The organism is Pseudorhodobacter wandonensis, from assembly GCF_001202035.1.
Lineage (GTDB): Bacteria > Pseudomonadota > Alphaproteobacteria > Rhodobacterales > Rhodobacteraceae > Pseudorhodobacter > Pseudorhodobacter wandonensis.
In genome coordinates this window covers 103,583-115,138 of the sequence record NZ_LGHT01000044.1, presented here as the reverse complement: position 1 = coordinate 115,138, position 11,556 = coordinate 103,583, and the positions used below count along the sequence as shown (strand labels likewise).

Genomic DNA, 11,556 nt, shown 5'->3' with positions numbered 1-11,556 from the left:
GTCCGCAAACTAGGATATGCGGCCCTTAAAGAACCTGTGAATCAGAATTCTGGTTCCGGCTTCCCAAATCAGTTTCAGATCAAAACAGATTGACCAGTTTTTTTGATAGATCAAATCCAGCCGCGCCTTTTGTGGCACGCATTTTTCTGAATAAACACGGTCCGTTTCCTCGGCGCTTTTACAGGCAGCCAAAAGCGCCTCTTCGCGGTCATGAAACCGCAGGCTGGCAAGCCCCGAAATGCCCGTCGGGCTTTTCAAAACCTGCGCATAAATTTCAGGAAATCGCTCGACATAAACCCGCAAAGGGGGGCGCGGGCCGACAAAGCTCATATCCCCTTTCAGAACGTTCCAGATCTGCGGCACCTCATCCATCCGGGCCCGCCGGATAAAGGCCCCCAGAGGCGTGATACGGCCTGCCTTATCACCACCCGAGACGCCAGCTTCGCCAGCTGAAACCGTCATCGTTCGCAACTTCCAAAGCCAGAAAGCCTGGTCCACGCCATTCATCCGCTCGGCCACGTAAAACAGCGGCAGACCCTCTTTGAAAAGCATCACAACCAGCAAAATTGAAAACGGAACGACCAGAATTGCCGACAAGATGAGAACCAAAACCAGATCAAGCAATCGTTTGCTGGGCGGAATTTTAGCAGGCATTCCGGCTCACTCATTCCCCTCTAACCTGACGCGCAGCTCGCGCAGAACCGGCATAAAGGCCCGCACACGTTCAGCCCCCAAGTCTGTCACGAATTCAGCGATCAGGGGCGCCACGGCCTGCACGGCGGCATCTCGCGCAGCGCGGCCTGAAGGGCTGATTGCCACAAACTTGCGTCGCGCATCATCCCAATCGGGGCGGATGTGAACATGGCCCGCCCATTCCAATTTGCTCAGCGTGTTCGTCATCGCCCCGCGGGTCACATGAAATGCCCGCGCCAACTGGGCAGGCGAGCGTTCATCGTTTACGCGGGTCAGATGGTTCAATACCGCGAAATGTGACAGCTCCATCCCGCGGGGCAAAACCTTGGAAATGCGGTTGCGGGCCAGCTGATCGGCCATGAACAGCTCTCCGAACAGGGAAACAGCAAGGTCTTCGGCGCTTTCTGGCATTATGGCCCCACTATCGCCCGATCATGCGAAATTGATGGAACACGGCCGCGTGCCTGCGCGACCTGTGCAAGGTCAATCTCGGCAAATGTGACGCCAACCTCGGTGCCACCATCGGCGATCACTTCGCCCCAAGGGGCAATCGCAAGGCTGTGACCATAGGTGCGCCGCCCCTTGCCGCCTGCTGTTTCATTGTGAAAGCCTGTTTGAGCGGGCGCGAGGACATAACAGCCCGTCTCAATTGCACGGGCACGCAGCAACACCTCCCAATGTGCGGCGCCGGTGATGTGGTTAAAAGCTGCCGGAACTGTCAGGATTTGCGCGCCCGCCTGTGCCAACTGGCGATAAAGATAGGCAAAACGCACGTCATAGCACACCGTCATGCCCACCGCGCCAAACGGTGTTTGCGCCAAAACAGCCCGATCACCGGGGCGATACCCCTCTGATTCGCGGTAGCGTTCGGTTTCCGACACTGTGACATCAAACATGTGAATTTTATCATACCATGCGGCGATCTCACCCTGTGGATCAATCAGAAATGACCTGTTCGCAAAGCGGCCATCGGCATCACCCGTCAGCAAAGCCAGTGATCCGATCAACAGCCAAACGCCCAGCCGCGACGCATCATCGCGCAATGCCTGCAAACTGGGGTCATCGGCCTGATGATGGAACACGGCGGCCTGATGTTTGCGACTGGACGACAGGCCATTCGTGCACTCTGGCGTCAGGATAAACGTGGCACCCCCGTCAACCGCCTGCTGCACCAGCCTACGGGTTTCCGGCAGGTTGGTCGCCGGATCATCCGTCACACAAAGCTGCACAAGGCCGATGCGCATGCGTCAGCCCGCCAAAAGCGCGTCAAGCTTGCCCGCATGGTCAAGCGCGTGCAGGTCATCCGACCCGCCAACATGTTGATCGCCAATAAAAATTTGCGGGACTGTGCGGCCCCCTTTGGCACGTTGCATCATCTGGGCGCGCATTTCCGGGTCGCGCGACACATCATATTCCGTAAAGGCAGCGCCCTTTTTGGCAAGAAGGCGTTTGGCCGCATGGCAATAGCCACAGAGCGGGGATGTATAAATCTCGACAGTTTTCATAAAAGTCATCCTATTGGTCACAGTGACTATAGGGATTTAGGCATCCTTAGCAACGCGTGCCAGTACCAAAACCCTAACCTCGGTCGCGCCAGCTGCCAAACAGGCATCAGTTGCGGCAGCAAGGGTCGCGCCCGAGGTCATAACATCATCAACCAACAGGATTTGCCGCCCTTTTACCTTTGCGCCACGACGGGGATGGATGCGAATCGCATCCTGCAGGTTCTCGAATCGCGCGTGTCTGTCGCGCCCCTCTTGGCTGGGGGTGCGTTTGTGACGGATGAGCAGGTCGGGGCAATGCTCAACCCCCGCCAAACGGCCCAGCGATGCCGCCAAAAGCGCCGATTGGTTATAGCGCCGCCGCAACATCCGAAACCAATGCAAAGGCACGGGGGCAAGCAATGTATCTGGCCGCAACATAGGCATGGCCGCCCGCATCAGCCATTTTCCGGCAGGTTTGGCAAGGTCTAGCCGGTCTCCGTGTTTCAACTGCAACACCATTTTGCGGCCATTGTCTTTGTATAGCAGAGCCGCGCGCCCCTGTACCCAAGGCCGTGTCAGGGTTAGGCAATCATCGCAATGCGCCACCTCATCCGCATTGTCGCCGGGCAGCGGAATGCCACAGGTATCGCAGACCAAACCCGCGATAAACGGCGTTTCGCGCCAACATCGGCCGCACAACCCGAAATCCGAGGTCACAAGCTCGTCACAGCCAAGGCATTGCGGGGGGTAGACCAATCGCAGCATGGCTTGCAATCCCAACTTTCCCTCCTATTGTTCGGCGCATGAAAATGCCCGATTTGACCGATACCCAAGCCCTGACCCGCAACCGCGCCCGCGCGATGCGCGCACCTGCCCTGTTCCTGCACGAAGACCTGCGTGACGAGATTAAGGAAAGACTTGCCGAGGTTAATAAGTCGTTTACGTCGATTGCGATTGTGACCGGTTTTCCCGATTTCTGGCGCGAGGCCTTTCCAACGGCGCGGATTATCCCTGATGATGAGGTATTGGCGCTGGAACCGGGCGCATTTGACCTTGTGATCCATGCGATGGCCTTGCACTGGGCAAATGACCCCGTGGGACAATTGATTCAATGCCGACGCGCATTGCAACCCGACGGGCTATTGCTGGCGGCGCTATTGGGCGGGCAAACCCTGTATGAGCTGCGCGCCTGTCTGGCCGAGGCCGAATCAGCAGTGACAGGCGGCATTTCGCCCCGCGTCTTGCCGATGGCCGAGATCAGGGATCTGGGCGGGTTGCTGCAACGTGCTGGCCTCGCGCTTCCGGTCGCTGACAGCTTTGCCCGCAAGGTGCATTACCGCGACGCCTTTCATCTGATGCAGGACTTGCGGGCGATGGGTGAAGGCAATGCGCTGAACGACCGCTTGCGCCGCCCGACCCGCCGCGCTGTATTTGCCAAAATGGCCGAGCTGTATGCGCAGGCATATGCCGTTGACGGTGGCCGTGTCGCAGCAACGTTTGATATGGTATTCCTGACCGGTTGGGCGCCACATGAAAGCCAGCAAAAACCTTTGCGCCCCGGATCAGCGGTAAACCGGCTGGCGGATGCACTGAATGCCGCAGAAATCATCGTTCCTGCGACAAAAGGCGAGGGTTGACGCACCGCAGTTTGGCCTTAGGTGCTGAGATGAATAGATAAGGAAAAAGCGATGCCGGATGCCAAGTACAGCCAACCCGATATTTCTGCAGGTAAAGGGCGGCTGACCCACGCGCCTACCGATCACCCCGCAGTCAAAGCGCCCAAGATAGGGGTTCTGGTGGCCAACCTCGGCACGCCTGACAATTACGACTATTGGTCGATGCGCCGCTATTTGAATGAATTTCTGTCTGATAAGCGCGTTGTCGATATTTCCGATTGGATCTGGCAACCGCTGCTGCAACTGGTGATTCTGACCAAACGCCCTTTTGCCTCTGGTGCGAATTACAAGCTGATCTGGAACCATGAAAAAAACGAAAGCCCGCTGCTGACGATAACGCGCGACCAGACCGACGCGATTGCGGCGCAGATGTCTGCGGCCTATGGCGGCGATGTTCTGGTAGATTTCTGCATGCGCTACGGCAATCCGACAACCGAATCCAAGGTCAAGGCGATGGTTGCGGCAGGATGTGAAAAGATATTGTTTTTTCCGCTCTATCCGCATTACGCGGGCGCGACTTCGGCCACGGCAAATGACTCATTCTTTGCCGCGCTGATGAAAGAAAAGCGCCAGCCAGCCGTCCGCACCGTGCCGGAATACTTTGAACACCCCGCCTATATCGAGGCGCTGGCTGGTTCGGTTGAGCGCGCTTATGCCAAGCTGGATCACCGGCCCGATGTTCTGGTTGCCAGCTATCACGGCATGCCGATTCGCTATTTGATGGAAGGCGACCCCTATCATTGCCAATGCGCCAAAACCACACGGCTGTTGCGCGAACGTCTGGGTTGGGACAAGGCTGATATTGATACCAGCTTTCAATCGGTTTTCGGCCGCGAAGAGTGGCTGAAGCCCTATACCGTTGAGCATGTGGCCGAATTGGCAAAGCAAGGCAAGAAACGTATTGCCGTGATTGCGCCGGCTTTTTCTGCCGATTGCATTGAAACGCTAGAAGAAATCAACGGCGAAATCAGAGAAGCATTTGAACATGCAGGGGGCGAGCGCTTTACCTATATTCCTTGTCTGAACGATGATGCCGCGCATATCGATGCGCTGGTCACGGTTATTAAGGAAAACCTTGCAGGCTGGGTGTGACACCCCGGCCTGACGCATAAAAAAAGGACGGTAGGTTGCCCTACCGCCCCTAATTCGTTGCAATCCGTAAGGATTACTTCGATGCAGCAGCTGCGATAACCAACAGCAACAGCAATGGAACAACGATGCCGCCAGCAGACGACGAAGTTGCAGCTTCTACTACAGCTGGTTCCATTACTGGTTCAGCCATACCGCCAGCAAAAGCGGTCGATGCAGCAACGGTCAGAGCCGCTGCGAGTGCAAGTTTCTTCATAGTAACCTCCAGTTTTCGCGCGCAACCGAATTTTTCAGAGGACGACAGCGCGCACCCAAGACTATACCTCGTGGGGGTTTTTTAACCTGCTTGATAGAGCGATTGCAATCTGGGTCGTAACTTTCTGACACGTCGACTGATAGTTTCGTCAATTTAGCAACACTCTTGGTTCCCCAAATGCCTCAGATGACCAAGCGCCTACGCAGTTTTGGGTAAAATATAAAAAAAGGGGCCGTTGGCCCCTTGTACATCGTTCGATTTCACCTGCCCTTAAACCAAAAGAACCTGCGTCCCGACCTTTGTAAGGCCAAAAAGAATGGCGATATGCTCATTATATAGGCCAACGCAGCCGTTTGACGAGCGCCGACCGATTTTGCGCGTGTCATGCGTGCCGTGGATTCGATAATAGGTCCAAGACAAATAAAGCGCATGTGTACCCAACGGGTTATCCGGGCCAGGTCCAACCACATCCGGCCATTCTGGATTGCGTATTTTCATCTCGGGCGTGGGGCGCCATGTAGGCCCAACCACTTTTTGAACAACCTCGGTCCGCCCACGACGGGTCAGATCTTCGGTCAGCGGCACCGACGTCGGATACAGCTTGTAAATCGTTTGGTCTTCGGACCAGAAATGCAAAGCGCGCGAGGTCGTATCAACCAAAATCGCACCGTTTTTCGTGTCGCTGAAATAGGGGCGCCAGTCCAACATCCGGAAGCTTGAAATGTTGTTGCGAACGGCGCTGTTGACAGGCTCCATTTCGGTCGAGTTGTCCTGAGCAAAGGATGGCACCGCCGACATACCCAAAGTTGCGGCGGCCGCACCCATCAATGTGCGCCTGTTAAACTGCTTTGATCGGTCGGCATTCATCGCCAGACTCCTTGTTGATAGCCTGCGCCATAAGTAACTCTTTTTGCGGCGGCTTTCAAATCACAGTGATGTGGCTAGGCGGGATATTGCAGAGTTGCATTTGCTCATGCGTGAACAAAGCGCTAAAGACGGGGCTAGTTTGGCACCGAATGGGAATAAAATGAGAGCTTTGTCCGTTATCGCAGTCTGTGCGTCCCTTGCGCTTGCCGCTTGTGGTACAGGAAACCAAATCAAAGTGGGAAGCGATGGTCGCCCATTGCCCCAAGTTTACAAGATTGACAGTGCGCAAGAGGCAATTATCCCTTTTCGCTTGCTTGATTCTGTAAACGCTTTGCGCAATGCAAAAGGTGCCGCACCTTTGCAATTCAACGCCCAACTGAACGCCGCAGCAGCGACCCACTCCCGCGATATGTCGGTCCAGAACCGGCCATGGCATTTCGGGTCTGACGGGTCGTCGCCCTTGGACCGCGTTCAACGCGTCGGCTATACAGGCCGACTGGTCGGCGAAAACATCTCTGAAACATTTGAAACAGAGCTTGAAACCTTGTCGGCATGGATGGCCGAGGCAGATACGCGTGATATTATTATGGACCCGCAAGCCCATGAGATTGGCTTTGCCTGGTTCCAAGAGCCATCGGGCAAGATTTGGTGGACTTTGGTAACAGGCTCGGAAGCGGGGCTTGGTAATTAACCCAGGCGCCGCGACCGAAACGAAACGAAACCATAATATTTGAAAAGCCCCGAGCATTGAATGCCCGGGGCTTTTTGATTTGCTAACCTTTATGGGAAAATAAAGATCGGCGTTCCATCTTGCACCATCGCATAGATTTCTTCGATCTCTTCATCCGACACCGCTATGCAGCCAAAGGTCCAATCGCCAATGTTCTTGCCGCCAAATCCGGTTTTGCCATGGATAAAGATATCGCCTCCGGGTTCTTTGCCTTGCGCCTCGGCATAGGCGATATCTGCTTTATTCGGATAGTTGATGCCCAAAGATAGATGGTAGCGGCTGTTCGGGTTGCGCCGGTCAATCCGGTACGCGCCCTCTGGCGTTTTGCCGTCACCTTCAAACTGTTTGTGTCCGGTTGGCGCAAAGCCCAATGACACATCGTATATTTTTACGATTTTATTGCCATGGAACATCTGCATTTTATGCGCGCCCTTATAGACAACAATCTGAGTTATCGCTGGCCCGTCATATTTTTGAAACTTTCCGTCACCACCGCCGCAGGCCGCCAGCCCAACAACCAGAAAAAACGCCGCAATTTGCTTTAGAATCCGCATTCCACGCCTCAATATGTATCGATGGTTTTTACCACCCTATGATTTGCGCGCCTGATAGCCCAGAACGCGCGGCAGGGGAACAGGAATTCTCTATTGGCGTTCTTGGCTTTCAGGCTTGTCATCTTGCGCAGCAAGCCGTTGTTCAATCGCAATCAGACGTTGGATTACCTCTTCGCGGTACTCATCCGTCCGTTCAACATCGGCCTGATGATGCGCATCTTGCATCGAGTTGACGATCAAACCTACCAAAAGGTTTACCACGGCAAAGGTTGTCATCATGATAAACGGTACAAAGAACGCCCAGGCATAGGCGTATTGTTCCATCACCGGACGCACGATGCCCATCGACCAGCTTTCCAACGTCATGATCTGGAACAAGGAATAGGCCGAGGCACCAAGCGTGCCAAACCATTCGGGAAACGCCGCGCCAAACAATTTGGTCGCCATGACCGAACCGATGTAAAAGATAATCGCCATCAACAAAAACACCGAACCCATGCCCGGCAGCGCGGTCACAAACCCTTCGACCACGCGCCGTAACGAGGGCGCGACCGAGATGACGCGCAGCAATCGCAATATCCGCAATGCACGCAGCACCGAAAGCGATTGCGCGCCGGGAACAATGGCAATGCCCACGACAATCATGTCAAAAATGTTCCAGCCTGATTTGAAAAACCGCGGGCCCAGCGCAAATAGCTTTAGCGAAATCTCAATGATAAAAACACCAAGGCAAAGCGTATCCAGAAAAATCACCGCCGGGCCAAAACTGGACATGACCGTCTCGGATGTCTCTAACCCCAGCAAAACGGCGTTGAACAGGATAACACCAAGGACAAACCGCTGGGTAAACGGCAGGTTCATTAAGGCAGCAACGCGGGCGCGAAGGGTCATATTGGGCTCTCTCGGGCGGATGTTACCGGCTAAAACGCGCGGCAAGCTCTACATGGGATGACCAACGGAATTGGTCAACAGGCTGCACCCAATCAAGTGTATACCCTGCCGAAATCAAAACCTTGGCATCGCGGGCAAAGGTAACAGGGTTGCAAGAGACAAAGGCAATGACCGGCACCTTTGTCTGCGCCAGCGTTTTGGTCTGTGCCTCGGCACCTGCACGCGGCGGGTCGATCACCACGGCTTGCACGTTCTTGAACTCATCCGGTTCCAGCGGGCGGCGGAACAGATCACGCACCTCAGAGGTGACACGCTTTAGCCCTTCGGCCTGACGCCAACCTTTATCCAGCGCAGCAATCATCGCGGCATCGCCTTCGACAGCGAAAACCTCGGCCTTTTCGGCCAAGGGCAGGGCAAAAGTGCCTGATCCCGCAAAAAGATCCGTGACACGCTTGGCATCGCCCACAGCCTCTTGCACTGCAGCCAGCAAGTCGGCTTGCCCTTGCTCGGTCGCTTGCAAAAACGCACCGGGGGGTGGGGCGACCATGGCGCGGCCCATCGCCTGCATCGGCGCGGTGCGCAACGCCACCACCTCATGCTCCCACGACAGGCGCGACAGGCCATGCGCCTCGGCCACGCGGGCCAGTTCCAGCCGCAGCTGCCCATCCAAGGGCTTGCCGCCCGTCACCGAAATATCGGCACCTGCAAGGGTGCGCGTAATCGTCAGCGCCAGTTCGGATTTGCGCGAGCCACCGGTTAGCACCAGCGCCTCAAGCGCCGGAAAGGCCGCCATTAGATCGGGGTGAAGCAACTGGCAATTCGGCACCGCAACCAACGCATCAGACCCGCGCGCATGAAAGCCCAGCATAGCGCCGCTTTTGGTGCGCCGCCCCGCAATCACCGCACGTCGCCGCGAATTGGCGGGCGAGGTCAGAATGGGCCGCAACGGTGCCTCTATCCCCTGCCCCGCCAAAGCGGAGCGCACAACTTCGGTTTTCCAAGTGGCAACCAAATCATCGGTCGCGTGCTGCATCAAGCAACCGCCGCAAGTGCGGGCATGGGCGCAAGGCGGGCGCACGCGATCAGGCGACGGCGTAATGATACGGGTGTTGACCAGCTTGTCGCCTTGCAGATCACCCTCTACCACCTCACCCGGCAGCATCTGAGCCACAAAAATCTGGCCGTTTTCGCCCTGTGCGATTGCGTCACCCAAATGGCCCAAACGTTCGATTGTTACTATCACTCTGCTGCCTCTTCCGATCCGATAAACCCGCCGGATTGGCGGTTCCAATACCGCGCGTAAAGGCCATTCATCGCCAACAGCGCGTCATGACTGCCTTCTTCGACTATGCGGCCATTGTCCAGCACCACAATGCGGTCCATCGCAGCAATCGTTGACAAGCGATGCGCAATTGCCAACACGGTTTTGCCTTCCATCACCTTGCCCAGCGTTTCCTGAATGGCGGCTTCAACTTCGCTGTCCAACGCGCTCGTCGCCTCATCCAAAACCAGAATTGGCGCGTCCTTCAGGAAGGTGCGGGCCAGCGCAATGCGTTGGCGCTGCCCGCCAGACAGTTTCACACCCCGTTCCCCCAGATACGCATCATAGCCCTTACGGTCATTATGGTCGATCATGTGTTCAATAAACTCATGCGCCTCGGCGGCACGGGTGGCATCAATTACCGCCGCCTCGTCGGCATCGGGACGACCGTATTTGATGTTATCACGGGCCGAGCGGTTGAACATCGCCGTTTCCTGCGTGACCATGCCGATTTGCCGCCGCAGGCTTTCCTGGGTTACGGTACGGACATCCTGGCCATCAATCAAAACTGCTCCTTTTTCGGTGTCATAGAGACGTAAAAGCAGCGAAACCAGCGTCGATTTGCCCGCGCCCGAGGCACCGACGATGCCCAGTTTTTCGCCTGCGCGAATGGTCAGATTGATGTTTTCCACCCCGCCGCGCTTGCGGCCATAGGCAAAGGACACATCCTGAAATTTCACTTCGCCCTTGACGCGTGGCAGTGAAATCGCATCAGGCGCATCGGCCAGCGTGTGCGGAATGGACAGGGTACGCATGCCATCCTCGACCTCGCCAATCGATGTGTAGATCGACATCAATGTAAAACTGACCCAACCCGACATCTGCGCAATCCGCATCGCGATTGCCCCCGAGGCCGCAATCGCGCCCGCCGTCGTCATACCATGCGACCACAGCCACAACGTGCCGCCGATCAGCAACACCGGCAACGTGCCCGAAAGCGTCATCAGCGCAAGGCGGAACATCGTTGAGATTTGGCCAAACTCCAGCGACCTATCGCGAAAGACCTGCATCGCCTTCAGGGCCACTTGGTCTTCGAACGCCGAATGGGCAAACAGTTTCACGGTTTTGATATTGGTGATCGTATCGACCACCTGCCCCGTTACCATCGCCCGCGCCGAGGCCCGCGCCGCCGAATTCACCCGTACCCGCGGCATGAAAAACCGGATCGTAAACACGTAACCAACCAGCCACACTGCCAGCGCCAACGCGGCCCGGTAATCAACCGAAAACAAAAAGACAACCGAACCGATCACCGAGGCCAAAGCAAAAGCCACAGTATTGATCACCTCGGTCGCCACATCGGTGACGGCACGCGCGGCTTGCATCTGCTTTTGCGCAATCCGACCCGCAAAATCATTGTCGAAAAACGTCACCGCCTGCCCCAGGGTCCAGCGGTGCAGGCGTGACAACACCAAGGGCAACACATTCGGCCCAACGATAATCGAGTTTGACGCGGCCGAGGCTGCAAAGGCCAATGGCCGCAAAATCAGATAAAAGCCGATGAAGCCAAACAGCAACCAAAAGTTCTTGCTGAAAAACACATCCGCGCCAGAGGTTAGCGCAGCATCAATAACCCAGCCAAGTAACAAGGCCGAAACCACCTCCATCGCGCCTGCAATGGCAGAAATAACACCCGCGACCCAGAGCATCGGCCAGCTACCATTTAGGCACCAGCGAAAGAATGCGCCCAGATTTTGCGGTGGCGGGCCATCGGCCGGGCGAAACGCCTCGATCAAGCCGCCGATGCGCGTGACAAAACTCATTCCATATCCTTTTCGGTTCTCAAAAATCCACCCGATTGGCAGGCCCAGAAGTTGGCATATAGCCCACCTTGCACCAAAAGCGCGGCATGGTCGCCAATTTCCTCAATCACACTATCGCCCAGCGCCACAAAGCGCGATCGCAGTCAGGCTGTACGCAATCGCAATCACCGTTTTGCCCCGCAGCCAGCGTAAAGCAATCCTTGTATGACAGATTCTACCTCGCTTGACTCTT

The 11,556-nt window shown here is 56.0% G+C and carries 14 protein-coding genes; 3 read left to right on the top strand and 11 right to left on the bottom strand.

The window, feature by feature from the left end; translation table 11 throughout:
• Positions 1-9 precede the first annotated feature (9 nt).
• From AKU79_RS15570 to AKU79_RS15550, 5 genes are read right to left on the bottom strand one after another with little or no spacing between them, the layout of a single operon-like run.
• The gene (locus tag AKU79_RS15570; RefSeq protein ID WP_050524494.1) at positions 10-654 is read right to left on the bottom strand and encodes a sugar transferase; all 645 of its coding nucleotides are present in this window, start codon (positions 652-654) and stop codon (positions 10-12) included.
• A gap of 6 nt (positions 655-660) precedes the next feature.
• Positions 661-1,104, bottom strand: coding sequence for a MarR family winged helix-turn-helix transcriptional regulator (locus AKU79_RS15565; RefSeq protein ID WP_050524493.1), 444 nt, complete (start codon positions 1,102-1,104; stop codon positions 661-663).
• Positions 1,104-1,937 (bottom strand): carbon-nitrogen hydrolase family protein, encoded by an 834-nt coding sequence (locus AKU79_RS15560; RefSeq protein WP_050524492.1) that lies wholly within the window; start codon positions 1,935-1,937, stop codon positions 1,104-1,106. Before AKU79_RS15560 ends, AKU79_RS15565 begins: the two co-directional genes overlap by 1 nt.
• A 3-nt stretch (positions 1,938-1,940) precedes the next feature.
• Positions 1,941-2,198, bottom strand: a complete 258-nt coding sequence (gene grxC / locus AKU79_RS15555) for a glutaredoxin 3 (protein ID WP_050524844.1) — start codon at positions 2,196-2,198, stop codon at positions 1,941-1,943.
• Between the two features lie 36 nt (positions 2,199-2,234).
• Positions 2,235-2,957, bottom strand: a complete 723-nt coding sequence (locus AKU79_RS15550; RefSeq protein WP_082224074.1) for a ComF family protein — start codon at positions 2,955-2,957, stop codon at positions 2,235-2,237.
• 23 nt (positions 2,958-2,980) lie between these two features.
• Here AKU79_RS15550 and AKU79_RS15545 point away from each other — a divergent pair, with 23 nt between their 5' ends.
• Both AKU79_RS15545 and hemH read left to right on the top strand, forming a co-directional pair.
• Positions 2,981-3,814, top strand: a complete 834-nt coding sequence (locus AKU79_RS15545; protein ID WP_050524490.1) for a methyltransferase domain-containing protein — start codon at positions 2,981-2,983, stop codon at positions 3,812-3,814.
• Positions 3,815-3,865: 51 nt separating this feature from the next.
• Entirely contained in the window at positions 3,866-4,945 is a 1,080-nt protein-coding gene (gene hemH, locus AKU79_RS15540; protein ID WP_050524489.1) for a ferrochelatase, read from the top strand.
• Between the two features lie 73 nt (positions 4,946-5,018).
• On the opposite strand, the gene AKU79_RS15535 is transcribed toward hemH, so the two are convergent.
• Together AKU79_RS15535 and AKU79_RS15530 are read right to left on the bottom strand one after the other, a co-directional pair.
• Positions 5,019-5,198 (bottom strand): hypothetical protein, encoded by a 180-nt coding sequence (locus AKU79_RS15535; RefSeq protein ID WP_050524488.1) that lies wholly within the window; start codon positions 5,196-5,198, stop codon positions 5,019-5,021.
• A 270-nt stretch (positions 5,199-5,468) separates the two neighbouring features.
• Positions 5,469-6,065 (bottom strand): L,D-transpeptidase, encoded by a 597-nt coding sequence (locus AKU79_RS15530; RefSeq protein WP_050524487.1) that lies wholly within the window; start codon positions 6,063-6,065, stop codon positions 5,469-5,471.
• Between the two features lie 160 nt (positions 6,066-6,225).
• On the opposite strand from AKU79_RS15530, the gene dalA reads away from it, so the two are divergent.
• On the top strand, positions 6,226-6,756 hold the full coding sequence (dalA, locus tag AKU79_RS15525) for a divisome-associated lipoprotein DalA (protein ID WP_050524486.1): 531 nt from the start codon (positions 6,226-6,228) through the stop codon (positions 6,754-6,756).
• A gap of 89 nt (positions 6,757-6,845) precedes the next feature.
• Here dalA and AKU79_RS15520 read toward each other — a convergent pair whose 3' ends face one another.
• The 4 genes from AKU79_RS15520 to AKU79_RS15505 form a co-directional block, all read right to left on the bottom strand.
• On the bottom strand, positions 6,846-7,349 hold the full coding sequence (locus AKU79_RS15520; RefSeq protein ID WP_050524485.1) for a L,D-transpeptidase family protein: 504 nt from the start codon (positions 7,347-7,349) through the stop codon (positions 6,846-6,848).
• Between the two features lie 90 nt (positions 7,350-7,439).
• Entirely contained in the window at positions 7,440-8,240 is an 801-nt protein-coding gene (locus AKU79_RS15515) for an ion transporter (protein WP_050524484.1), read from the bottom strand.
• A gap of 22 nt (positions 8,241-8,262) precedes the next feature.
• Complete coding sequence (locus AKU79_RS15510) at positions 8,263-9,483, bottom strand: class I SAM-dependent RNA methyltransferase (protein ID WP_050524483.1); 1,221 nt, start codon at positions 9,481-9,483, stop codon at positions 8,263-8,265.
• Positions 9,480-11,324, bottom strand: coding sequence for an ABC transporter ATP-binding protein (locus tag AKU79_RS15505; protein ID WP_050524482.1), 1,845 nt, complete (start codon positions 11,322-11,324; stop codon positions 9,480-9,482). The genes AKU79_RS15510 and AKU79_RS15505 overlap by 4 nt, the downstream gene beginning before the upstream one ends.
• Between the last annotated feature and the right edge of the window lie 232 nt (positions 11,325-11,556).